Raw genomic sequence first — 23,656 nt, forward strand, 5'->3', positions numbered from 1 at the left:
AAAAAATAGATTGGCATCTGATCATGCCAATCTATCTTAAAATACGGTAGAAATAATGAAGCTTATTCAGGCTATACAGTAACTTTGAAAGCTTAGCTGTTATTCAACAGATTGATCATGTCATGTGCAACCACAGCGGACAGTTTGTTGAGGCGTTCAAGTGGCGAGCCTTTGAGATAATACTGGAACTGATGGATTTGCGTGCCATCATTAATGGCCACAAAAAAAGTCCCTTCCGGTTTCTCTGGTGTCGCGCTACCACCTGGTTTAAGCAATCCTGTACAGGCAATAATCCAGTCAGCATCACGGAACATTTTTTTACCTGCTTCCGCCAGAGCAACCGTTACCGGCATAGATTCCGCAGTATGACTATTGATCAGATTCTTGGAAATGCCCAATACTGAAGTCTTGACACTTACATCGTAGCAGATCAAACCACCAATCAGAATTTCGGCACCTTCTCCTTTACAAATGGAGAACTGGCTACTGAGATATCCAGAACTTGCGCTTTCGATAAAGGCAATTTTTATGTTTTTCTCTTCGAGTAAGCCGCAACAGGTTTTTATCATAGTCTCTATATTTTCTTTGTGGGAGTGATTTTAGATCAATCTAGGCAGATTTTTTCCTGTCGATCAACTCCAAGTATATTTATATTTTTATGAAAGTTAAAATTTTTTTCATAGATCAGTGTAATTTCATGTTGACCTGATCGCAAATCTGAGTGGTTAAAGTTTGGGCTATTTTCAAAAATAGAGGTTTCTTCTCAGGCGGAACAGTGGTAAAAATAAAAATAAAGTGCTTAGTGAAAGTAGGGTGTTGGAATGAAAACCACAGTAAAATATGTAGTCTTAAAAAGTCTTGACTATCAATTGGGTACACCATTATTTCAGGAAGAAATTGACGCTGATGGTCAATATTTTGATCAGATACCAAGCACAATTTCTTATCAGAATTTGCAGTTCAAAGTGAAAAGCAAAGAGCTTAAACGTTTGTATCTGGCCGAAGAGCAGGAAGATACTCAAACGATTATCGTCAAAGTAGTCAATATCTAATAAAAACTGAATAGAATAAGCCTCTTTTAAAGGGGCTTATTTATTATAAATAGATTAATAAATATAATTACAAACAATGATTTGATCTAAGTTTATACCAAAATAATAAGTAAAAATATTTGAATTAAAGTCAAGGTAAATTCGAAACAGCTTAAGTTTTATTGGTGAGGTCATGTTAAGTATCGTATTTCTTCACAGTTAATAATATTCAAAAAGAATTGTATTTTTAATGTTTTATTTAATTTTTTAAAAATATAGAAGATTTAGATTTATTTGTATATATTTATAAATATCAATAGTATAGTTATTAAGTGGTTCTGTTTAATAACGCTTTTTAAATTTTATTAAAAATTTTCCTATATATGAAATAGGACTTAAGTTATTCCTTTTATTGGATAATAAATTTTTGACCTATAAAGTCTTTCATTATGTTTCTGTTGCATTATATCAGGTAATTTATGTTGCGCATTAATCTCCACTTCAAGTACTTATCTTACTATTTTTTACATTGAATTAATCTGTAACAGGTTAAAGGTTGGCGAAATCTGAAAAATGCGTAGAGTAGATATTAAGTCGAAACCTATCGGCTTTTAATTTAAAGCAAATAGTAAGGAATACCACCATGGCTAATAATCAACAGCAAGACCAACAGAAACAGCAGCAACAACAGCAACAGCAAAATCAACAACGCAATCAAGATCAGCAGCGTCAACAAAACAACCAGCAAAACCCAAATCAGCAACAAAATAACCAGCAACAACAGCAGCCGCAGCGCAATCAGCAACAAAACCAGCAAGGCCAACAGCAACAACAGCCACAGCAAAACAGTAACCAACAGCAACAAGATCAGTGAAAACCGCAGTGTTAATTCTGTTTAAGACTTACGCTCTTCATAAAAAAACCGCCTGAATCAGGCGGTTTTTTATATTTCATTGCACGATTAGACTAAGTATTTATTAACACTGAATATTGGCTTTTAGCTTGTAGAAATTCAAGGCATTGTCTAGGTCGGTGAGCAACTCTTTTTCTGTATATTCCTTGGGTGCAAGTTTTAGCAAGGCAGGCATATAGTTATTTTTATATTCTTTAGGATATTGTTCACACAGGATACGTGTTCTTTCTTCCAGACTAATTGTTGAAGAGTCAAGTTTGTCCAGATAAGCACTCAGTTGATTATCTGATTGTTCAAACTGCACTTTAATGTTTGCATCAGCTTCTGCTGCACTCTCTGCTTGCTGTTTTTGGCAGCCGCTTATTGCCAGACTCATCAATAAAGTAATTAGTATGCGATTTTTCATGCTGCCAAAATATTGTTATTGCTCATATGAAAAATTATAGAGAGAAATGACTAAAAAGAAAGCAGGGATCTATAAACTTTATGAGACATTGAACATTCATAACATCCGATATTGACTGAAATAAGGAATTTTCTCCTACAAATCTGAATTAACCTATTCTCATTTATAGGTTTAGCAATTCTTTTTGGGTTTTGGTTATTTAATCGTCTTATTTGCCCATTAAAAAGATTTTTGGATAAATTACAGTCATTTAATTAACAAAAGTAATGGTTTTTTCATATTTTGAAACATTGCATCTATATATCCTACACAGATTGGCTGCATGGCTAGTGATATCTTGGCGTCATTCTAAGAACTTAATGAAAATAATTAAAAATCAGCACATTATAGGGCCTGTTTAATTTAGGAGAGTTAAACAGGCTTTTTCTTTTCCGTCTTAAATCTGGTTTTTTCTTTGCTGATTGTATTTTTTGCTCATTCTCTTTCACATAAGTTTTCATACACAACATAAAGCCTGAAAATTCCCTCAGGAGAGATACATGAATAGATGTTATTTATATATCTCTTTTCACGAAAAGACAGGACAAAGCTATGATGAGATGTATATGCGCATTTGGCATGGGCGTAATGGTTGGCTGTTGTTTTAAATCTTGCAAAGAGAAAATGTGTCAGATGATGAGCAGCAAGCATTGTAAAAGTGATCATTGTAAAAAAGATCAGGCGACTCAAGCTGAAGAGCCTGTACAAACTTAGCCCAAAAGCTTCAATTTTACTGAAAGGCTAAACAACAGAGCTGAGTACTGAAGTTGTTCTAGATCGCTGATCCAATCATTTTATATTGAATCATTCTATATTTAAAGCAATAAAGCTTGATCCTAGATTGAGCTTTTTACACTTAGGAGAAAAACATGATGCAATTTATATTTTGTTTATTTGGTCTTCATGGTGCGACTGAAATTAACTACACGTGTGACCATGATGAGGTCAAACAGTGTCGTGATTGCTTGAAAAATATTGAATAATGTGCCAAATCATCAGACATCTTAATGAAGATCAATCCCCGTTCAATCATCAGTTGGCGGGGTTTTTCTTTACTGATGAAATTTTTGGATCTAAACATAATTTCTCACAAGGAATACTTTATAAAAGAATCATTTCAATAGGATTACGTTTTGATAAATTCTTAGCTGCTTAGAACTGGAATACAATAAAATTTATGCGTGTGATCACCCATGCTCGAATTCTTGAAGCAATTCAAAAGAGGCCACAGGCTGAAACTGCATTAGCTGGTTGGCATCGAATGATTAAGGCCAATCATCCTAAAGATTTTACTGAAATGAAAAGACTTTTTCCGGCAGTGGATAAGCTTAGAAAATTTCATGTATTCGATATCGGCTCGCACGCGAATTCATATTCTTTGCTGTACCATCTACGATCAGGCTGAACAGCTTATTTGCTCAGATGGACTTTAGGGTTTGTGAAATGTAAAAGAATACTTCAAGGAAAATTTGTCTTTTTAGAAAACTGAATGTGCAACATAAATAACATTGATGTTTAGCAGTAGATGTCATATTTATCTCTTAATAGATATATGAAGGAGATGCATATGACAAATAAGCCAGAGCAAGAGCAAGAATCAAATCCGCATAAAGAATCGAATGACGACAAGGGTAATCAGGCATCTTATAAGCATGTCAAACCAGAGAAAAAACCCAATGCAGAACCCGAAAATCCATTGAGAGAGCAAAAATAGCTTTTTCACATGGACGAAGCCCTAACTTGGTTTAGGGCTTTTTAATTTCCCGATAAACCTTGATCTCTAGGCTTTGCAATAAACTCATCTTTCATTTCAAAGAAAAATTCATGGGCTTGTTCATGATCGCAGTGCAACCAGTCATGTCGTGATTCTTCCGGAATCACAATAATCGAGCGTTTTTCGTCATTCGGGTCATGAAACTGTTTCATAAAGGGATGTTGATCTGAATTTATGGTCAGCATCGAAAATGATCTGATTTTCTCACCATCAATGTGTGCGTCATCATAAATCGCCGCCACGGTAAAAGGATTGCCATCTTCACGTGAAATGCCAAACCAGTGCGATTTACCGTCTATATATTTAGGTTCATAGAATGTATCGACGGGTACCAAAGCAAACTGGTTGTTTTTCCAGGCATGTCGGAAACTCGGTTTGGATGCCACTGTTTCAGTCCGTGCATTATAGGTATGCCGGCCATATTTCAATTCTTTCGCCCAGGCTGGAATCAGTCCGAAACGTGCGATATCCAGCTCAAAATCATCAGCACCGCGCATAATGATTGGGGCTGGCGCTAAAGGATAAACATGTGTTTTCATGCCCAGTTCGAGTTGCTCTTCATGAATATCTAATAAGGAAAGACGTTTTTTTGAGGGAAATTCATAGTTCGAGCACATAAATAACCTCTTTCATTCTAATTATTATTTGCTAAAGAATTAAAGTATAAAAATGATGGGCTCAAAACAATTCGAAATCGTAAGTATAGTTATAACAGAAAGTAAGAATACGGATTAATATTAGTTTATCCTCTTTATAGAATAGTGCTCCTTTAAAGGACTATTCTATAAATATGAAGATTAAAATATTTGAGTTTTTAATGATTAAATACAAAAGCTCACCGGGTTATTTTGTAGGGCAGGTGTTCAAAGCTTTCCCTTGTTCAACTGAATGGATAAAGTTTCCAATTAGAAATTCACTCTGTCTTAAGGAATCACGATGATCTCCATTTTTGACTAGATGGAAGGCGATAGATTTCTGCTTCGTACATACCTGCTGATAGTAAGCATAAGTACCACGATCATCGACCAGTTGATCTTTCTCACCTTGTACCAGCAGAACCGGCACAGTCGGTGTCATATTCTCAATAGACTGTTCTTTTAAATAATGTGTCAAAGGTGCCAGATTTACATTTGATTTAAAGACAGTCTTAGGTGCTTGTTTTAGGTCAGATTGTAATTCTGACAAACAGCGACTGCGTGCATGATTAAGAATTTCTCCCATTTCTGGGCTCACTAAATTTGCTGGAGCAAGCAGCGGATCTGCAGCCTCTGCTCCTAAAAGCACAATTGGAAAAAATGCGGCGACATTAGTCGTGATTTGCGAATTGCTGGCAACATATTCAGCGATTCCTTCATATTGATAACCGCCTGGCGCCAGTGCAATTGCCCCGCGAAGATCAAATTCAGGCGCATCTTTTTGACCGGACGCTGCAACTTTAAGAGATGCTGCACCTCCTTGACTATGACCCATAACATACCAATTTTTACTAAAGTTATAAGGCTTTAAATGGTGGATCGCTCGTAGAGCATCAACGACAGTATGCAACTGGCTTCGCGCATTCATATAAGGATGACCGCCCGGAGTGCCTAAACCTTGATAATCAGGTGCAACAACTGCATAGCCGCGAGCGAGCCAGGCATTCAATGCCTTAGCAGCGATTTGCTGATAGACATGGACTGGCCCACCCACATAATCGCCAGAGGGTGCACATGTATCAGCAACGCCAGTTGTACCATGCGCCCAAGCCAGAACAGGCCATCCATCTTTAGGGACTTTGCCTTTAGGTAACAAGATATAGCCTGAAGTGACGATGGGCTCGGATTTTGTGCCACGACTGCGATAATTGATTAAGAAACGTTGTGAGGCATTCGTAAACAGATCAGTATTTTGTTCTTGTATAGATAATATTGTACCCGGTATTTTTTCCGAAATATGAGATGCTTGGATTTTGCTGCTATCGGGAAGTGGAGGAGATGCTATTGCATATGTTGAACCTAAACATAAACAACTCATGATCAATTTAATAATAGGAGATTTAATTTTCATCGCTGAAACCATTTTCCTTTTTATAATGTCATTTTTAATGTAGCAGCTTTATTTATGTTTCTAAATTAACTCTGCACAAAGTTTGTAAACTAAAGCTTTTAAGTTAAGGCGAATGAGCAGTACAACAGGTTATTTTAGGTTAGCTGATAACTTCAAATAAGCACTTATATTTTAATGTGGTTCTGATCTGTTAATAGAATTCATATCATGTCTAACCTCACTAATACGATCATAAATCACCTTTCGCATTCGGTTTATTACTCCCAGAGGTTTGTGTTCCGGTAGGGTATGCCATGGTGTAAAGGAAAGGTTTTCACAAAACTTGTTTTGGTCAGGCGTATCAAAAACTTGTGGAGGAATGCGGATAGTTGCGACCTTGTAGAAAGGTGCCTCACTTTCTTGCCATTCAGTCATGGAATCTTCGACCGACATGGTGTTTGATGTTCTAGGCTGTACCAAAAACTCCATACATGCTTCACTTTTTTGCAAATATTGGCGCAGTTTTTCTCTTAGAAAATTATGATGCGGAGCATGTGGAAGAGGATCTGTCACTGTCGAACATGCTTGAGCTGAATACTTTATAGCTTGACGATCAGTGCCTATTCCTAATTGATAGGGCACCATAGACCAATATCTAGTTTGCAAAGGATTAGAAATTTTATTTCTCGTATTTAAGGCAATCCAGGTTCCTTTAGCTCCTAATGCAAAAGGAATATGCAACTTATTGAAAAATCTATCGCTATTTATATCTTGCATAAATGACATATATCGGACTGGATCATTCACAAAAAAGACAGGATGATTGATCATAATGAAATCTTGAGTAGAGGTTTCATCATCTAAAAGCTTTTCTCCCGGTACAGCCAGAAGTTTTATCGCCATGCCACGGGCATCTTTTTTAATATCTGCTTGTTGGGCATCTTTAGAACCATTAGAGAAACGAATCCAGGCTTGATATGTTTTTCCCGGAATAAAAACACCTTGAACCAAGTTTTTAGGAAGAACTTCATCTACTTTGAATTCTGCACGTACACAACCATGTGCTTTGGGATGGGCATCACGTAGCGCGATACCTGTGGAATATTCTTTCCGAATCAATATCTCAATTATATCTGCGATTTTTTCAGTTATGTTTGCTTCATCAGGATAAAGACTTTCACTTAAATGATGATCTATATTGGGATGAATATTATCTTTTGGAGAGTTAGATGCTATAGGGGAAGTGTTAGCATATGCAGCACTACAAATACTTATTGCCATTAGAGGGAGGAAGACTAGACCCGAGCATATAGGTTTTATAAAGTTAGGCATTGATTTTCTCCTTGCTATAAAGCTAGAGTTAGTTTTAATTTTTTAGCCTATGATCTGAAAATTCTTTGGACATACTTTAGCCATAAAATAATGAGAATGTCTGTGTAATTATTGATCTTCAGATTTAAAGTCCACCCATACTCCTTTCTAAAATATTTCCACTCTTTATCGTGTGCTCAATATAGAAGCCGATTTATGTTCTTACTTTAATTTAACTCCACACAGAGTTTTTTACTTTAGCAAAATTTATCCATAAACTTATGAAAATTTATTTTTAGACTAATGCGAGATGCTCGTAGCAAAATCAAGAGTCGTCGAATACAGTGCTATAGAAATCTATTTAGTTTAACATTCTGAAAATATTAGGATATATAAATCAATGCCAGTTCTAGCAATCCAGCATAGACTCAGTGGATTTTACTTTTTTTACTATGCGATTGTTGGGGCGTTCATGCCTTTTTGGAGTCTGTATCTAGAAGATCAGGGCTTCAATTATCAGGAAATTGGCATTTTATCTTCTATTGCAATCGTCACCCGCTTTTTTGCTCCCTTAATTTGGGGCTGGATTGCAGACAAGTCTGGTAAACGCATGCTGCTGGTACGTATTGCCACCTGGATGGAAGCCTGTATCTGGTTCATGATTTTTATCATTCCCAATAGCTTTCAGTCCGTAGCTTTACTGATGCTGATTTTCAGTTTCTTTCAGAATGCTATTTTGGCACAGTTTGAAGGCGTGACTTTGTTTTGGCTCGGGGAAAAAAGAGCAGAACTCTATGGCAAAGTACGAAAATGGGGATCTGTCGGTTTTATAATTGGTGTATTCGGCTTGGGCGCCGTCTTTGAAATTATGAGCATCAGTATGTTGCCAGTGTTGTTGCTGTGTATTTCATTTCTGGCCTTTCTCTGGTCATTTACCATTAAAGAGCCCACGATGGCGCCTATCGCCCAGAAACAGCTCGAACCCTTATGGCCGATATTTAAACGCCCAGTGGTGTATAGTTTTTTCCTGATTGAATTGATTCTGCTATTTTCACACGCGCCGTTTTATAGTTTTTATAGCAATTATCTCAGTCAGGCGGGATTTAGCACCAGCCAGATTGGGCTGCTCTGGTCAGTCGGGGTCATTGCGGAAATCATCATGTTTGCCTATGCGACGTTCTTTCTGACACGCTGGTCATGGCGCCATCTGGTCACGTTATGCTTATTGATGACCGGATTAAGATGGTTCATCGTCGGGGTCTTTCCTGCTTCATTCATGGCACAGTTTTTTGCTCAAACGATTCACGCTTTAAGTTTTGGTTTATTTCATATGATTGCGATGCGAGTGATTTTCCAGAATTTTTCTGCAGGGCAGCAAGGACGTGGACAAGCGCTATATAGCACGATGTGGGGCGTTGGCGTGGCGAGTGGCAGTATTCTGGCTGGGCATTATTGGGATCAAGTCGGCGGCACATCTATTTTTATCGCTGCTGCAGTATCGACTTTGCTTGGCTTGTTACTGATTTTCGGATTGCCAAATAAAGTCGAACTGCAAAAACAGGCTTGAAAATATCATCTCAGTATTAAATACGGATTTTGGCGTATTGCCCAAACCACGGTTGTGCCTGTTCCAATTGGGCTGCCAGTTGTAATAGCAGATCCTCACGGGCAAACGGCGCAATAAACTGTGAACCGAGCGGCAGGTTTTGTTCATTCCAGTACAGTGGTACAGACATCGCTGGGAGTCCGGTAATATTGGCCAACTGGGTAAAAGGCACCCATTTTAGATTTTCTTTCACAATCTGGTCGACCAGTTTACCTTGCGCCAGCAAATGTGCTTTATTTAGTTTCAATAAAGCTTTAAGAATCGGTTTCTGCCAGTTTGGTGTTTTGACCTCACCATTTTTTGGCGCCACTGTCGCCGTTGCAGGCGTCAGGTACAGATCATAATTATCAAAGAAATGATTCATCTGGGTCACGTACTGGCCCCAGTTATTCAGGTTCTGGATATAATCAATCGCGCTGGTTTTGGCCCCAAAAGCCGCCAGCGCTAAAGAGTCCAGTTCAAAATCATTCGATTTGGACGGATAGCCTTTCTGGATTTCATCCAGCATAAATGAAAACTGGCTAAACCAGGTGGTAATAAAATCCTTGGCCAGTTGCATTCCATCAATGGCTGGACGGTCTTCGACCACCTCATGGCCCAAAGATTCTAGCAATTTGGCTGTTTTTTCAATGGCTTTAATGGCATCCTGGGAAACAGGTGTGCCAATCGTAGAATAAGTGCTAAACGCAATTTTCAGTTTTTTTGGCGGTTGCTGAATCACATCCAGATAATGATGCTGTGGACGCTGAATCTTAAACAGTGAACTATGATCTTCACCATGGGTGGCATCCAGCATTGCAGCACTATCCCGTACCGTTTTGGTCAGTACATGCTGAATCGCGGCGCCATGCATGGCTTCACTCATTTGTGGTCCCCAAGGCGTGCGGCCACGACTCGGTTTCAGGCCAAACAGGCCGCAATAGGAAGCGGGGATACGTATCGAGCCGCCACCATCACCAGCACCCGCAATTGGTACAATTCCGGCAGCCACGGCAGAAGCGGAACCACCGGACGAGCCGCCGCTATTATGCTGTAAATTCCACGGATTTTTACAGCTGCCCCAAGCATCTGGTTCAGTAATACCTTTAATCCCAAATTCAGGAGTATTGGTACGTCCAAAAGTCACAATCCCGGCTTTTTCCCAGCGATTGACAATCTCGGCATTGGTCTCGGCGATATAACCAATCCGTTTTAAGCCCTGACAACCATAAGAAGTTGGATAACCGGCATATTCCTGAAACAGGTCTTTAACCAGAAAAGGCACACCGGCAAAAGGTCCGGACAGATTTTGCTGGCTCCGTTTCAATGCATGCTCATGCATCGGAATAATAATTGCATTTAGCTCGGGATTGGCAATTGAACTACGCTCTAGTGCAGCAGATAAAAGTTCACTTGAATGTACTTGTTTATTGGCGACCAGATCAGCCAGTCCTAAACCGTCATATTGCAGATATTCTTCAAATTTCATTGCCATTCCCTAGTGTTGCTGCTTCAAGGTTGTAGATCATTTAGGCTCAAGATGCAAGCACCACCTGATTTCGCCCACGATGTTTGGCCTGATACAAGGCTTGATCTGCAATATTGATCAGGTTTTGCAGGTCTTGGGCCTGCGGTTCATTTTGATGAGTGATGCCCACACTCACGGTAATATACAGGGCGAGCCATCTGATTGATAAATCGGGGTTTTTTCCACCAGATCACGAATCCGTTCTGCAATAAGACGTGCTTCTGATGGTTCGGTATTCCAGAGTAACAGCACAAATTCTTCCCCACCAATTCGTGCAAACAGATCTTCAGCACGTAAATTGCAGCGAATGATTTCCGCAAAATGTTGCAGCACCTTGTCACCGACATGATGGCCAAAATCATCGTTCAGACGTTTGAAATGATCAATATCCAGCATGATGACCGAAAATTCCATTCTGTTGGCATATTGCAGTAAATATTCACCTTTCTGAAAGAAAAAATGACGGTTCATGGTGCGGGTCAGACTGTCATGATTGGCCAGATAGAGAACCCGTTTAAACAGCTCATTGCGGTTTTGACTAATAATACAAAGAATAAGCGGCGATAAGGCCAGCATAAACAGCCCGATCCGGAGCGAAATATAAATCGTAGAATCTGCCAAGGTGTCATGCGTTGTGGCATAAAACCGCGTCAGGCTGTAATAGGTTAAAATAGTCACAAACGCATTAATCAGTGTCATGCTAAACAGGCGATAGGTTAATGCGGCCCAGATCAGCGCAGCCAAAGGATAGAGCAGGGTGCCCGGACCTGAAAAAATATTGGTGATGATGACACAGAGTACGACTGTAGCTGCGGGCAGAAAATAACTGAAATGATGACGCTTTTGACGGCGGTTTTTAAACAGATACTGCATATCCTTGATTCTGGGAAAGGCCAGAAGCAAAGGTAATACCACGATATAATTGACCATCTCGCCCGTCCACCATAGACCAAAATCAATCCATAAGTTTTCTTTGGTCATGAATGTATTGGGTAAGTTTGGCAGGGTGGCAACTGCAAAAGCAGCGCTGGCCAGACAGCCGGCAAAAGCGAAGATGCCAAATAAATGAACGAATGTATAACCAGTATTATAGTATTTGTAATTAATCTTGAAATATCGAATAAAAAATATCGAGACAATAGTGCTGATCAGATTAGACAGGGTAAGAAACAGGCTTTGTAATAGGCTGTTTCCGGTGACGAGATCTGCAAACATAAAAGCACTGAATGCACCAAGCCAACCTCCCACATTATTTAAATGTGGAAAGCGTAAGAACAGGGCTAACAAGGCAGCATTGGCCGGCCACAATAAGGCCAGGTACTCAATCGGTCTGGTTGCGATCCCAATAAAACAACAGACTAAAACAGCGAAAACAATGACAAAATAAGCATATGTTTCATGATTTAATTGTTGTTCTGTTATTCGAGCTAATTGCAAATTTAAAATCCTATTCAAATTTCTAAGTGTGAATGATCACTTTGTTCAGCAACTAAGTTTGACCTAAAATATAATTTTATTGTTTGATTAAGCTGTTATTAATACGAACTATTAAGATTCTTATATACGAAATATATACAAAAACAGTCAGAAAGGAAATCCATGTTTTTAAACAATGTGATAAATAATTTCTGACTCTGTATTGAAATTGCGTTAGAGCGGGACACGATCCCAAAAAATATGATAATTTAGAATCAATTGTTAACAAGATGCCGGTAAATATGAAAAAAATATGTCTTAGCCTTATCTTACTCATGAGCTCACCTTGGCTAATGGCGACAGAAAATAAAAAACCAGCGAATGCTCCTGCTAAAGCTGCTGAAATCCCAAATACATTTACTGTGAAAACCCGTCCGGAAATTGTCGGATTGTGGGGAATGGAAATCCCGAATAATAAAAAATGTATCGAATATTATAATTTTAAAGGCAATAATAATGTGGTGATTAAAAGTGGCGATGAGTGGACGTCGGGGCTATATGACTATCAGCCGGCACAGGATCCTTCGAAGCAGATTCCAGCGCTGATTCTGCAAGTAAAATATGACAATAATGAAAAAGACTGTTCAGGCAATCAGGTGGATCAGTCTGGTGAAATTTCGCAATATTTTGTGAAATGGCAAAACCCTTATACCATTAACTTCTGCGCCAATGAAAAAGCCGAACAATGTTTTGCTGTGCTCAGACGCGTATTGCCTTAAATTGCAAACCATAAAAAAACCGCTGAATGACAGCGGTTTTTTTATGAGCTTTGATTTAAGCTTTGTCTTCAGCACCTTCAAGCTGCTTTAACAAATGCTTCTCTAGGTAATGAATATCCATTGCCTGTTTGCAGAAGTTTTTATCCTGAAGGATTAAATCTTTATGCAAAGGAATATTGGTTTTAACGCCAGTCAAAATCATTTCTTCCAAAGCATTTCTCATTCGAGAAATAGATGTCTCACGATCCTTACCATGCGAAATCAGTTTGGCAATCATCGAATCATAATACGGTGGAATGCTGTAGCCTGGATAAACATGCGAATCTAAACGGATACCTGCGCCGCCTGGTGCATAGAAGTTGTCAATCTTGCCTGGTGAAGGCAGGAAGGTCGATGGATCTTCTGCGTTAATACGGCATTCAATCGCATGTCCTAAAACTTTGACGTCTTCTTGCTGAATATCGAGACCTAAGCCGCCAGCAATACGCAATTGCTGTTCGATAATATCGATACCCGTTACCATTTCAGTTACCGGATGTTCAACCTGAACACGCGTATTCATTTCAATGAAGAAGAACTCATCATCTTCAAACAGGAATTCGAATGTACCTGCACCACGATATTGCATCAATTTACAGGCATTGACACAGGCTTCTAGAATATCAGCACGTGCTTGCTCTGGTAAGTTCGGTGCTGGCGCTTCTTCCAGTACTTTTTGATGGCGACGCTGTAGTGAACAATCACGATCATACAGATGAATCGCATGGCCATTACCATCAGCCAGTACTTGCACTTCGACATGACGTGGCTTTTGCAGGAAACGTTCCATATACACCGTATCATCACCAAACCACATTTCCGCATCACGCTGTGCAGCCTGAACAGATTCAAGCAGGGTATCGACATTTTCTACGATACGCATACCACGACCACCACCACCAGAAGCAGCTTTTACAATCAGTGGAAAACCGATCTCTTTCGCTTCAGCCATGGCATTGTGAATCGTTACGGCATGGTCGCAGCCTGGTACTGTTGGTACACCAGCTTTTTTCATGGCAATAATGGCAGAAACCTTGTTCCCCATTAAACGAATATGTTCCGGACGTGGACCAATAAAGATAAAACCAGAATTTTCCACGATTTCTGCAAATTCTGCATTTTCAGCGAGGAATCCATAACCAGGATGGATTGCATCTGCGCCGGTAATTTCAGCAGCTGTAATAATCGCAGGAATATTCAGGTAGCTGTCACTGCTCGCACCAGGGCCGATACACACTGCTTCATCACAGAAACGTAAATGCATCAGGTCCTTGTCTGCGTCAGAATAGACACCTACAGTTTTGATCCCTAAAGTTCTGCAAGCACGGGTGATGCGTAACGCAATTTCACCACGGTTTGCAATTAAAACTTTTTGCAACATTATAAATCCCCGGGGTGATTAAGCGCGGTAGCGGAAAAGTGGTTGACCGAATTGAATCACTTCACCATTTTTCACCAGAATTTCTTCAATCACACCGCTTTGAGTAGCTTCAATCGGGTTCATGATTTTCATTGCCTCGATAATACCCAGCGTATCGCCTGCAGAAACGGTCTGGCCAACTTTAACAAATGTCGGTTCACCTGGGCTTGGTGCTGCATAGAACACGCCGACCATTGGTGAAGTTTCAACTGCGCCACGAGGAGATTTTACTGCTGGCGCTTCGGCTGCTGGTGCAGGCATAGCAGGAACAGCTGCTGCAACCACTGGATTACGACGAGTTAATGCAATCGACTGATCGCCTTCTTTAACTTCGATCGCCTGTAAGTCAGATTCAATCATCAAGTCGATGAGTTTCTTGATTTTACGGATATCCATGAGACAGTATTCCTAATTAAGATTGTGTAGAAGGTTGTATTTTTTCAATGATATAGTCGAGGGCAGCAGCATAGCCTTTTGCACCTAGACCACAAATCACGCCGATGGCTTTATCGGACAAGTACGAATGATGTCGGAATGCCTCACGTGCATGCACATTAGACAGATGGACTTCAATGAAAGGAATGGCAACGCCAAGAAGGGCATCGCGAACCGCAACAGAGGTATGAGTCAATGCTGCCGGATTAATAATTATATATTGAACGCCGTCTTGCTGAGCTTGATGAATTCGGTCAACAATGGCACCTTCCCAGTTGCTTTGGAACGTTTCGAGTTGTAATGTGGCCTTTTGAGCCTGAGTAATCAGTTGCTGGTTAATATCGTCAAGACTAAGGTGACCATAAACTTCCGGTTCGCGCTTCCCAAGCAAGTTTAAATTCGGTCCATGAATAACCAAAATGGTCGAACTCATCCAGCATGCTCCAATTAAAAAGTATCGGGGTTTGTTTGCAAGATGTCTGCAAACTCTGCTTATTATTGCATGATTTTCTACATTACTATTTATAATTTCTTTGAATTAACGTAGAAAGCATATAGCAAACAGTGGCGCTATAATGAAAACTTTGCAGAGATTTGGCAATGTTAAAAAATTACAATTCGCTGGGTATTCAGATTATTTTCATTGTAAACCCAATTGGCAAAAACAGTTAATATCCTTTATGTAACTGTATCTTCATGTTAACGCTAAATTCTTCCTTTTAGTGATATTTTTAGTTTTGAGCAAGAGTTGTCTGGCTGATTTTACCGCAATGTTCGACTTCTAGAGCATAGAAAACTCTTTACATTCTGACTTTAGAGTTGTGCTGATTATCCTCTTTATATATAAGCTATCGACCGCTTCTTAAAACGTGATGAAAATTTAAAAATATAAGATAAGACAATATGTTAATGATATTTTCTCTTATTGTCCTTGGATTTTCCTAGGTCTATTCTTCCAATAGATTGGAATTAATTACATTACTTTAACTTCAAGCATCCATGATAAGTGCTGTGCAAAAATGTACTTCATCTTCTAGATATAAGGGTTGAATCTCAGCAGGTTTAAGATAAAACGCTCGACTTATATGCTTCGTGTGTATAGATCTGTGAGGTGACGAATGTGTTCATCTTCAAGTCTTCTACGCAGTAAAGATATGATTCACCTAACGCATAGACAGTGGCAAAAACACATACATTTGTTGATATTTTGCTCGTCATCATCTTTGCAGAAGAGTTTAAAAGTATTGAAGAGCGTAAAGATTGAACCAAATAGGTCTGATTGAAGCGGAATACGGACTTAAAGCAAAATTTGCTCTGTAGTTGCCTCATCTACATTAACTTCTTGAGCTAATCTTTATATAATCATGCGATACCTCTCAAACAAGACTTTCTATGACACCTGCATGCAAACTATTAAAAGCCAATAAAATCGAATACAGCATTCATGAATATGAACATGATGCCAATGCCAAAAGTTTCGGGTTAGAAGCTGCTGAGAAATTGGGGCTTTCGGTGGAAGAAGTCTTTAAAACTTTATTAGTCACGGATGAAAAGCAATATTTTGTGGCAGTATTACCTGTTCATCATCAGCTTAATCTTAAAAAAGTAGCTGCTGCATTCGGTTGTAAAAAATTGCAGATGGCAGATCCTAAACAGGCAGAACGATTAACCGGATATCTGGTGGGTGGAATCAGCCCATTGGGACAAAAGAAACGTTTAAAAACAGTTATTTGTAGTAGTGCAAGCCAGCTTGAAAAGATGTATGTAAGTGGTGGAAAAAGGGGTCTGGATATCGGGTTAAATCCGCAAGATTTAGCGCGAATTTTAGGTGCAGAATTTGCCGATATTGTGGATGAATAATTAAGTTTTAAAACTTGATATTTTGCTCTTAGTTCTAAGAGTTACTCACAATGATACTCACAAAATGAAACGCCTAAAAAAGATAAAGTCGCTCTAGGCGACTTTATCTTTTAACTCTATATCAAGAATGACAGATTGAACATAGGAACTTAACCAGAAACTCTTTCTTCCATCCTTATGCGGTTTCATGTAGCGACCGTCTCGAATTCTGGAATCCAGTGTTTCAGGTTCGATATTAAGCAATTTAGCAAACTCAATTCGACCAATCCGGCGTTCACTACTCGCCTTAAGTGCTTTTCTAAGTTCCTGCATCTCGCTATGTATTGCCTGGAGCAACTCATATTCAGTATTAGTTTTCATAACACCTCACTTGAATCCACAAATTGAACAAAACACGTCACAATGAACCGTGAACTTTTTACAGATGAAACAGTATTCAGTCACTGTTGTCCTCCTTGAGTCTTTAGATATTCCGCTTTAGCAGCTGCCCAATGATCCGCATCATATGGATTTAAACCTTTTTTCTCACACCAGGTAGTACACCACAGAAATTGGGCATCATCGTATGGTGTAGGTTGAACAATTTGAATGCTCACTCAGTCACCTCAATACTTTTAAATAACGACTTCATCAGATCGTAAGTTTTAGGGGCAAAACGCTGTTTAACTTCTTCATTCAATAGAGTCTCAATTTCATCCCAGTGATCAACCAGAACAGCCCAATGTTTAGAGACTGTTTTCATTTGGCCAAGACGTTCACGAAATTCCGGTACTGCATTAAGTAATCCTACGCAGCGCTCAAAGTCGGCCGGATCATGTGGGTGGAAATTGGTTTCCCATGCTTTGCCCGCCACTGGACCATTATTAAGCAGTGTTGCCATCAGACACTTACTCGACATGCCTGTATTCGCATTAAGTAGCCAGTGCATAGATTTTTGAACTTCAGTCATTGGCTGGCTCCTTATGCTCAGTGTGAATATCAACACCACAGAAAGGGCAGTGATTCAAAACCACACGGTTCTTCTTAAACCGACCTGCAACAATTTGAAGTCTGGCTGAATTTATTTCACGGTGGCTCATGCGCTGTGCTTGGATATCACCATATTCATTGCGAGTGACTTCGCTTAAGACATCACACATCTGGATCCAGTTGCCAGTATTTACACACCGCTCTCTCTTAATTTCCATCACGCTACCTGTTTTAATTTTTGATACCGAGCACGGGCATAAGCGCGGCATGCTGATATACATTGAGGGCACCGGCAGCCAGTGTTATACATGCTCATCGTGCCGTGTTTACGTTGTCTTCTTTCAACCAGTCCGCATTCATACAACTTCTTCCAGTTAGTGTTCGCTGCACGACATTCATCGCAGCGACACCCGTGGTTTGTATATGTAGAGATTGTCCCGTGCTTCAACGAACCACCTCCATTTTGAGTTCCACCACATATGGATCTGGCAGTGGAGTCAGGAAGGTGACATTGTCCATTTTGAATACATGCTTCAGCACTTGTTCCAGCTGGTTTTCGGTAAGCTTTACGGTTTTAGTTTCAACCACACGATGCTCGACCCAGTTATCGAATGGAGACTTGGCATTTTTTTCCTTTTTAGAAGTAGAGACTTTACTCATGCGGGGTTCAGCACGTACACGAGGGATATCTTTTACATAGAAAAATGTACGTTCATCACCTGAATTTTCTGAGCGTAAGCAGCCAAGGTTTTCAAGTGAATAACAAGAATTACGCACCTGACGGGCAGTAAGACCTAAGGCAGTAGCGACTGTTGCAGGCTTGGCACCGTGACTTGCTGATTTAATACACTCAATAATCCGTGCACGAATAGGTTTGCTTTCATCTTGAGGAGTTTCAGGTAGAGGTTGTTCTATCTTGAAAGGTGTTCCTGGAATAATGTTAAGCAAATTGGTAGGTGTGATTTTGGCATCGAAGCCTTCTACACCAACGACCTGAGGTGCTGGAGGAGTAGGGTCATTAATTTTGGTCTGGTCTTTAACTACTTCCTGAACAGCACCAGTCTTTGCACTCACCACCAATAGATTTTCTTTTTGAACTACTGGCTCAGCATGTACTTGATCGGTTGTCTGTGTGGTGTGATAGACACCTAACTCATCCAGGTGAATTTTTTCCTCTTGCAACAACACAGCAAGGCAGTTTTTAACTGTTTTCAGCGACATCTTAGAATTGTTCGCAATTTGCGCAGCTGATAAACCAAACGGATCATTGGCCAATGTGTCGACCACCTTGCCTAGGTTTTTATCCATTTTTAAGCTGTTAAGATCTTTAATATTTGTCATGAGCAAAGTCCCGAATAGTAAAATTAGTGCATCATGCCGTGATGTTTTAATTTTTTACGCAGTGTTCCCCGGTTCAAACCTAGAGTCTCTGCTGTAAGCGTTTGATTCCCCCGGCACTTAACAATTGCTATTTGCAGCAAATGTACTTCCAGTTGTTCAACTGCAGCGCGGAATGCATCCCCTTTACTGATTTCAACGATGTGCTCAAGTTCTTCCTTGCTGATCGTCAATAAATTTTTCTCAACCATGCTGTATTTCCCCTTAAGACGTTTGAATGACGCGAATCTGTGAATTCAATTTTTTGATAAAGGCCGAGCCTTGTTTGAAATAAACTTTAAAAAATACCTGGTAACGCTTTTTCCCTTCCGCATTGAGGTGCTCTGAAGAAGTGATCGTGACTTGGCCACGGGTAGGGTGTACCAGAGTCACCATATTTTTCTTTTTACAGACGCTTAAAATGCGGTACTGATCATTGAGTAAGAATGCAAAGAATGCCTTTCTCATGGTCAGGTCAATCGACCCCACCGGCTTGGTGGGATCTGGTAAATGATTGAAGTAGGTCATACCTTTTTGTTCAATTTGTACGTCTTGCATTGTTTGTTCTCAGCCAGTGAATTCGTAGCCCAGTTGATCCGCACGTGCTTTACATGTTTTTAGGATCGTTGGATAAAATTCAGAGTTTCGGAAAGTTTCTAGAGCACCACTTAAAACATGAATGTCTTCAACCTGAGGTAATGTTTTCAGTGCCTCATTGAAACGACTTTTCAAGTCATCTATAGGTGTGCCTTGTGTGCTTTGCTGTTGTGCAGCGGCTTGACTAGACTTCTGGGCAATGATTCCCCGGATACCTTCACAGGTTTCTTCAAATTTTTGTTGCTGAACGTCATGCAGACTGTTCAATCCACGTTTGGCGCAGTACTTCTCAATATCAATGCCTGCCTGTTGCATGAGATATTGAAGTTCTAAAAACTGATTACCGTCGATACATGCATCAGCAGAACCAGAATTCAGCCACCGTTTTAGTGCGATACCATCCGCCTCAGTCAGGGGTCTTGGTTCAATGAATAAACGTGTCCGGTCTTTAGTGGCAATGGCTAAGTTTTCATGGGTAAGATCCAGAACTGTGGTGAACTCGTATTCGATACCTTCACGCTGTTCGGCCTTCATGCCCACTTTTTCAACTTTCTTCTTGCCGCCATTGTTGGTTTGAACTGTTTCCATTTTTGAGCGCAGGGTCACAATGATATTGATGCTGGACTGCAACATTGCATCGATAAATTTACGGTGACGTGGAGTTACTTCGCTCCAGGCACCCCAGCTGTTACCGCGGAATGTTGTGCTACCCAACTTATCTACAATTTCCAGACAGCCACCGACACCCGACCACTCATGTGTAATGCTGTCCAGGATTAAAGTGTCAAAACCTGCTGCCTCAGCTGCCTTGATTGCATCAATGAATTTTTCAGGTGTATAAGGCGGCTGTAAATTTGCATGTTCAAATGCAACAATATCTTCATACAGTTCAGCACTACTGTTTTCAGTGTCTGCAACTGCAATACGACCACCGATACCTTTGGCCAGCATTAAAGCGCCATAGGTTTTACCTGCACCAGTAGGACCAGAAACAGCTAAGCGTAACTTTGCATTTTTACGTTGAGCCGGTTTAAAAAATACGTTTGTCATGATTTTTCCCTCAAAAAACCAAAAATTAATGAGCGCGTGAACGACGTGACCAGTCACGGTATTCATCCGAGCTATAAAAACCTGAGTTCACACGCACTTGATGTGCATGGCTGCGTATCTCACGTTTTTTACGTGACTGCGCATTTACGATTGGTTGTCTAGCCTGGTTCAATGCCTTGATCAGCCATTCTTTTTGATCAACCAGTTCTATCAGCATCATGCTGCCGTCAATTGCCTGTTTATGAACTTCAAAACCTGCGATGTTTCCCGCTTTATGGGCATTTACACTGCTTTTGCGCTTAAGCACATAAGTCACTGGGTGATCTGTACCTACACGGTAGCGTTCACAGTGGTAGGTTAGAAAATTCGGATCTTCCTGCTGGAAGCTGTCGATGTGTTCTGCAAATTTCATTTCGCTTCTCCAACAGCTTTGGCGATTGCTTCGGCTTGATACGCAGCTTCTTTGTCTGCCGCATGAAGGACCATAATTGCCAGACCAAGAAAGACCGAAAACACAACCATCCAAGCAGCCACATTTGAAGCGACTTCTTTCATCATGGATTGCTTTGGTTTTGGAGCAGGGTGTTGCAACAAACGTTCAGAAGTCATGCTTGACTGGCCGAACTCTGGTAACTTGCTTTGGATCGGGTTTTTATTCATAATAATTTCACTCACAGGTAGTATGTGGGTCACGCTCCAGGTAGTTGCCATCTACGCTGGGGCTTTTTGTTTGCTGTGTGGTGTATGTTCAATTAATTGAACTAAAATGTCAATAATATGTTCAATAAATAATGTAAAAAATATTCAATTATTTGAACTTTGTATTCTGAAGGCAAAAGAAAACCCACCGCTAAGGGTGGGTTGGTTGTTATTGTATCTTTATATTTTGGCTATCTAACGTGGTTTAATCTATGTTTTAAAGCCATTTCCTGTAGTGTAGCAATAAGGGTCTTGCCATTCATCTTTGCTATATGTGCAGCTTTAACATGGTGTGAAGCTATACCTTCAGGTTGAATATGAGCGCTATCCACAACGCCAACTCCTTTTATAATTTCAAGAGCAAATCCAACCCGTTCACCATTCCTTTTTTTACCCATACATACTAGAACAGTAGCTCCTGTATGTTTTGATAAACGAGGATCATTGTAAGCGCTAAAAGTTACAGACGAAGAATTAATACCTTCCTTAGCAAACCAATTTTCTGCTTCATCCAATGCATTAAATGCTTCGTGAGATTTTGCTTTTGACCTCATGGAGATAAAGGCCCATAGAGCAAGTACAACTATGGCACCAATAATAAATCCACCCACTTTATTCTCCCCCCGATCCAAAATGGCCATGTCGGGTTCATGGCTTCTCAATGATATTTATTTGTACTATCTATTTGGTTTTCTGATCTTTGCTAAATTGAGCCATTTCCTCCATGCTTAGGACAGGTATATATACACTGTCACCAAGCTCTTCACGCAATTCAATAACTTCTTCTTTTGAAAGAGTAAGCTCTTGATTGAGATCAGCCGCTCTATTCAACTTTTCAATGATTTGATTCATTAATTGGACTGTAGACATATTTAATCCTTGGTATTAACTATTTTCTGCCCCAGTTTCCCTTCTTTTACCAACTGAACAATTTGTTCATTGGTGTATACAGGGATAAAGAATTTGTCACCAATCCCTTTTGAAAGAATTTTTACTTCTTCAGAAGTAAGAGCCATTGCCTCATCATTGGCAGCAGCATCATTTATTCTGGTAATAATCTGATTGATGGGTAGTTTTGTATTGTCCATTTTATTTCCTTATTGGCTGAATTAACCTGCACGCCAAATTTGACGTCCCATTACTTTGAAATTTTTGCCATTTTCTTCTGTGACTACTTTATCTCGATACTTTTCATTAAGACTATGGAGAATCAAAGAACCATCAGCTTCTTTAAATATCTGTTTAATCATTCCTTCTCCAGCAAGATAAACAGCATAAATTTCACCATCAATAATATTTGTTTGAGATAGATTGATACCCACCAAATCACCATCTTTAATAAAGTCGGCCATGCTGTCACCTTTGGCTTTTATAATTTTCATGGTTTGTTCTGTGACATTTTTATCTTTTAAAAAAGAAGGTGGGAAGGGAATTTTTCCGTTTATAGCATCAAAGTGAAATTCAATAGATTCGCCCTCACCACATGAAAAATTCGCCTCAACTACCTCTATCCAAACAAAGTGATCACGAATCTCGTCATTAGCAACCACTGTCTCCAATATTTGATCTGTGTGAAAAGAACCAGAAATTTCACCGGTTAAAAGCCAGTGAGATGTTGTCTTCAAGGCTTTAGATAAGGCCTCAATATGTTTTGCACTAGGGTTGTTACTACCATTGACCCAGCCGGAAACCGTTCCTCGGGCAGCACCAGTTGACCGCATTAAATCTGCTTGTGAAAGGTCAAGCTCCGCCATGCGTTGTTGAATTCGGTCTGATACAGATTGGTACATGGGAAAAATCTCACTTATTTGTGTTCAAAATTATGAACAAATAAATTGACAATTACCTGAACGTATAGTTCAATTAATGAAACTAAATAGTTCAGGTTTTTGAATATGACTGTTGATCAGCTAATCGCTTTTTATGAAGTGAAAAATAAGTCACAACTAGCCCAAAAAATTTCTGCTGCTCGTTCAACCATTACAGAGTGGGAAAAAAACGGTATTCCACCACGCACTCAAGCATCATTTGAGGTTTTGACAAATGGTGCACTAAAGGCTGACCGAAAAGTTCTTCTAGTTTAGGAAAAACAATGACCAGGCAACGACGACCTAAAAAAGATGCATCCATCACTATGCATATGCCACAAGCCATTAAAGACCAGTTAGCTGGTTTAGCTGAAGTGCAACGCGCTGGGCAGGGTGCTAGTGAATATATTTTTGAAACTTTAATCATGCCTCATCTCGATCAGTTAAGAGCTGAGACCAAGATTAAACAAAGGATATTTGGTTTGACAGGGAACGATAAGAACTATGAGCACCGCTCAGATTTATCAGATCGGAATGACCAAATAGGCAAAGAAAAAGCCTGATTTACGAGATCAGGCTTTTAAGTGTTTCAATC

General features: G+C 39.8%; 32 protein-coding genes and 1 pseudogene. 9 read left to right on the forward strand and 24 right to left on the reverse strand.

Translation table 11 applies throughout. The features are described 5' to 3' along the window. Positions 1–92: 92 nt before the first annotated feature. Positions 93–569 carry a CinA family protein gene (locus tag F995_RS10440; protein ID WP_004280184.1) on the reverse strand — a complete coding sequence of 159 codons (477 nt, stop codon included), beginning with the start codon at positions 567–569 and terminating at the stop codon, positions 93–95. A 252-nt stretch (positions 570–821) separates the two neighbouring features. Between F995_RS10440 and F995_RS10445 the strand changes: the two genes are divergently transcribed. Together F995_RS10445 and F995_RS10450 are read left to right on the forward strand one after the other, a co-directional pair. Further along, positions 822–1,052: a hypothetical protein gene (locus F995_RS10445; RefSeq protein WP_004646792.1), complete on the forward strand. Its 231-nt coding sequence runs from the start codon at positions 822–824 to the stop codon at positions 1,050–1,052. Positions 1,053–1,674: 622 nt separating this feature from the next. After that, complete coding sequence (locus F995_RS10450) at positions 1,675–1,905, forward strand: hypothetical protein (protein ID WP_004646793.1); 231 nt, start codon at positions 1,675–1,677, stop codon at positions 1,903–1,905. Positions 1,906–2,008: 103 nt separating this feature from the next. On the opposite strand, the gene F995_RS10455 is transcribed toward F995_RS10450, so the two are convergent. Further along, the gene (locus F995_RS10455; protein WP_004646794.1) at positions 2,009–2,350 is read right to left on the reverse strand and encodes a hypothetical protein; all 342 of its coding nucleotides are present in this window, start codon (positions 2,348–2,350) and stop codon (positions 2,009–2,011) included. Positions 2,351–3,566: 1,216 nt separating this feature from the next. Between F995_RS10455 and F995_RS17210 the strand changes: the two genes are divergently transcribed. Both F995_RS17210 and F995_RS16815 read left to right on the forward strand, forming a co-directional pair. Next, on the forward strand, positions 3,567–3,794 hold the full coding sequence (locus F995_RS17210) for a type II toxin-antitoxin system HigB family toxin (RefSeq protein WP_016806847.1): 228 nt from the start codon (positions 3,567–3,569) through the stop codon (positions 3,792–3,794). A gap of 162 nt (positions 3,795–3,956) precedes the next feature. Next, positions 3,957–4,103 (forward strand): hypothetical protein, encoded by a 147-nt coding sequence (locus tag F995_RS16815; protein ID WP_004646799.1) that lies wholly within the window; start codon positions 3,957–3,959, stop codon positions 4,101–4,103. A gap of 41 nt (positions 4,104–4,144) precedes the next feature. Here F995_RS16815 and F995_RS10465 read toward each other — a convergent pair whose 3' ends face one another. The 3 genes from F995_RS10465 to F995_RS10475 all read right to left on the reverse strand — a co-directional run bounded on the left by F995_RS10465 (position 4,145) and on the right by F995_RS10475 (position 7,520). Further along, positions 4,145–4,780, reverse strand: a complete 636-nt coding sequence (locus F995_RS10465; RefSeq protein ID WP_004646800.1) for an SOS response-associated peptidase — start codon at positions 4,778–4,780, stop codon at positions 4,145–4,147. A 226-nt stretch (positions 4,781–5,006) separates the two neighbouring features. Then, positions 5,007–6,221: an alpha/beta fold hydrolase gene (locus F995_RS10470; protein ID WP_016806849.1), complete on the reverse strand. Its 1,215-nt coding sequence runs from the start codon at positions 6,219–6,221 to the stop codon at positions 5,007–5,009. A 159-nt stretch (positions 6,222–6,380) separates the two neighbouring features. Further along, positions 6,381–7,520 carry a catalase family protein gene (locus F995_RS10475; RefSeq protein WP_004646802.1) on the reverse strand — a complete coding sequence of 380 codons (1,140 nt, stop codon included), beginning with the start codon at positions 7,518–7,520 and terminating at the stop codon, positions 6,381–6,383. A 379-nt stretch (positions 7,521–7,899) separates the two neighbouring features. Here F995_RS10475 and F995_RS10480 point away from each other — a divergent pair, with 379 nt between their 5' ends. Next, the gene (locus F995_RS10480) at positions 7,900–9,066 is read left to right on the forward strand and encodes an MFS transporter (protein ID WP_004646803.1); all 1,167 of its coding nucleotides are present in this window, start codon (positions 7,900–7,902) and stop codon (positions 9,064–9,066) included. A gap of 16 nt (positions 9,067–9,082) precedes the next feature. On the opposite strand, the gene F995_RS10485 is transcribed toward F995_RS10480, so the two are convergent. Next, the gene (locus F995_RS10485) at positions 9,083–10,573 is read right to left on the reverse strand and encodes an amidase (protein ID WP_004646804.1); all 1,491 of its coding nucleotides are present in this window, start codon (positions 10,571–10,573) and stop codon (positions 9,083–9,085) included. A gap of 46 nt (positions 10,574–10,619) precedes the next feature. Next, positions 10,620–12,049, reverse strand: a pseudogene (locus F995_RS10490) (diguanylate cyclase). Positions 12,050–12,363: 314 nt separating this feature from the next. Here F995_RS10490 and F995_RS10495 point away from each other — a divergent pair. Further along, positions 12,364–12,807 carry a hypothetical protein gene (locus F995_RS10495; protein WP_004646807.1) on the forward strand — a complete coding sequence of 148 codons (444 nt, stop codon included), beginning with the start codon at positions 12,364–12,366 and terminating at the stop codon, positions 12,805–12,807. A gap of 55 nt (positions 12,808–12,862) precedes the next feature. Here F995_RS10495 and accC read toward each other — a convergent pair whose 3' ends face one another. From accC to aroQ, 3 genes are read right to left on the reverse strand one after another with little or no spacing between them, the layout of a single operon-like run. After that, positions 12,863–14,227, reverse strand: a complete 1,365-nt coding sequence (gene accC / locus F995_RS10500; protein ID WP_004646808.1) for an acetyl-CoA carboxylase biotin carboxylase subunit — start codon at positions 14,225–14,227, stop codon at positions 12,863–12,865. Between the two features lie 18 nt (positions 14,228–14,245). Then, a complete protein-coding gene (gene accB / locus F995_RS10505; protein ID WP_004280199.1) occupies positions 14,246–14,662 on the reverse strand; it encodes an acetyl-CoA carboxylase biotin carboxyl carrier protein in 417 nt (138 codons plus the stop codon). Between the two features lie 16 nt (positions 14,663–14,678). Further along, positions 14,679–15,134, reverse strand: coding sequence for a type II 3-dehydroquinate dehydratase (gene aroQ / locus F995_RS10510; RefSeq protein WP_004280201.1), 456 nt, complete (start codon positions 15,132–15,134; stop codon positions 14,679–14,681). A 959-nt stretch (positions 15,135–16,093) separates the two neighbouring features. Here aroQ and ybaK point away from each other — a divergent pair. Next, on the forward strand, positions 16,094–16,561 hold the full coding sequence (ybaK, locus tag F995_RS10515) for a Cys-tRNA(Pro) deacylase (RefSeq protein WP_004646809.1): 468 nt from the start codon (positions 16,094–16,096) through the stop codon (positions 16,559–16,561). 93 nt (positions 16,562–16,654) lie between these two features. Here ybaK and F995_RS10520 read toward each other — a convergent pair whose 3' ends face one another. The 14 genes from F995_RS10520 to F995_RS10580 all read right to left on the reverse strand — a co-directional run bounded on the left by F995_RS10520 (position 16,655) and on the right by F995_RS10580 (position 23,043). Then, positions 16,655–16,873 carry a hypothetical protein gene (locus F995_RS10520; protein ID WP_227499332.1) on the reverse strand — a complete coding sequence of 73 codons (219 nt, stop codon included), beginning with the start codon at positions 16,871–16,873 and terminating at the stop codon, positions 16,655–16,657. Between the two features lie 128 nt (positions 16,874–17,001). Next, positions 17,002–17,157 carry a hypothetical protein gene (locus F995_RS16820; protein WP_004646812.1) on the reverse strand — a complete coding sequence of 52 codons (156 nt, stop codon included), beginning with the start codon at positions 17,155–17,157 and terminating at the stop codon, positions 17,002–17,004. Continuing rightward, positions 17,154–17,510 carry a hypothetical protein gene (locus F995_RS10525; protein WP_004646813.1) on the reverse strand — a complete coding sequence of 119 codons (357 nt, stop codon included), beginning with the start codon at positions 17,508–17,510 and terminating at the stop codon, positions 17,154–17,156. The genes F995_RS16820 and F995_RS10525 overlap by 4 nt, the downstream gene beginning before the upstream one ends. Continuing rightward, entirely contained in the window at positions 17,503–17,748 is a 246-nt protein-coding gene (locus tag F995_RS10530; protein WP_004646814.1) for a hypothetical protein, read from the reverse strand. The genes F995_RS10525 and F995_RS10530 overlap by 8 nt, the downstream gene beginning before the upstream one ends. Positions 17,749–17,974: 226 nt before the next feature. Then, the gene (locus F995_RS10535; protein ID WP_004646815.1) at positions 17,975–18,871 is read right to left on the reverse strand and encodes a hypothetical protein; all 897 of its coding nucleotides are present in this window, start codon (positions 18,869–18,871) and stop codon (positions 17,975–17,977) included. Between the two features lie 23 nt (positions 18,872–18,894). Then, positions 18,895–19,119 carry a helix-turn-helix domain-containing protein gene (locus F995_RS10540; RefSeq protein ID WP_004646816.1) on the reverse strand — a complete coding sequence of 75 codons (225 nt, stop codon included), beginning with the start codon at positions 19,117–19,119 and terminating at the stop codon, positions 18,895–18,897. 13 nt (positions 19,120–19,132) lie between these two features. Beyond that, on the reverse strand, positions 19,133–19,465 hold the full coding sequence (locus F995_RS10545; RefSeq protein WP_004646818.1) for a hypothetical protein: 333 nt from the start codon (positions 19,463–19,465) through the stop codon (positions 19,133–19,135). A gap of 9 nt (positions 19,466–19,474) precedes the next feature. Beyond that, entirely contained in the window at positions 19,475–20,554 is a 1,080-nt protein-coding gene (locus tag F995_RS10550) for an ATP-binding protein (RefSeq protein ID WP_004646819.1), read from the reverse strand. Between the two features lie 25 nt (positions 20,555–20,579). Then, on the reverse strand, positions 20,580–20,966 hold the full coding sequence (locus F995_RS10555; protein ID WP_004646820.1) for a hypothetical protein: 387 nt from the start codon (positions 20,964–20,966) through the stop codon (positions 20,580–20,582). Then, positions 20,963–21,214, reverse strand: coding sequence for a hypothetical protein (locus tag F995_RS10560; RefSeq protein WP_026055787.1), 252 nt, complete (start codon positions 21,212–21,214; stop codon positions 20,963–20,965). Before F995_RS10560 ends, F995_RS10555 begins: the two co-directional genes overlap by 4 nt. A gap of 230 nt (positions 21,215–21,444) precedes the next feature. Further along, entirely contained in the window at positions 21,445–21,894 is a 450-nt protein-coding gene (locus F995_RS10565) for a hypothetical protein (RefSeq protein ID WP_004646822.1), read from the reverse strand. A 40-nt stretch (positions 21,895–21,934) separates the two neighbouring features. Then, entirely contained in the window at positions 21,935–22,123 is a 189-nt protein-coding gene (locus F995_RS10570; protein ID WP_004646823.1) for a hypothetical protein, read from the reverse strand. 2 nt (positions 22,124–22,125) lie between these two features. Next, positions 22,126–22,341, reverse strand: coding sequence for a hypothetical protein (locus tag F995_RS10575; protein WP_004646824.1), 216 nt, complete (start codon positions 22,339–22,341; stop codon positions 22,126–22,128). 21 nt (positions 22,342–22,362) lie between these two features. Further along, complete coding sequence (locus F995_RS10580) at positions 22,363–23,043, reverse strand: XRE family transcriptional regulator (protein ID WP_004646826.1); 681 nt, start codon at positions 23,041–23,043, stop codon at positions 22,363–22,365. A 105-nt stretch (positions 23,044–23,148) separates the two neighbouring features. On the opposite strand from F995_RS10580, the gene F995_RS10585 reads away from it, so the two are divergent. Then, positions 23,149–23,337, forward strand: a complete 189-nt coding sequence (locus F995_RS10585) for a helix-turn-helix domain-containing protein (RefSeq protein ID WP_004646827.1) — start codon at positions 23,149–23,151, stop codon at positions 23,335–23,337. A gap of 50 nt (positions 23,338–23,387) precedes the next feature. After that, positions 23,388–23,624 (forward strand): hypothetical protein, encoded by a 237-nt coding sequence (locus tag F995_RS10590; RefSeq protein ID WP_228127479.1) that lies wholly within the window; start codon positions 23,388–23,390, stop codon positions 23,622–23,624. Positions 23,625–23,656: the final 32 nt, after the last annotated feature.

This window comes from Acinetobacter sp. CIP A162 (assembly GCF_000367905.1).
Classification (GTDB): domain Bacteria; phylum Pseudomonadota; class Gammaproteobacteria; order Pseudomonadales; family Moraxellaceae; genus Acinetobacter; species Acinetobacter lwoffii.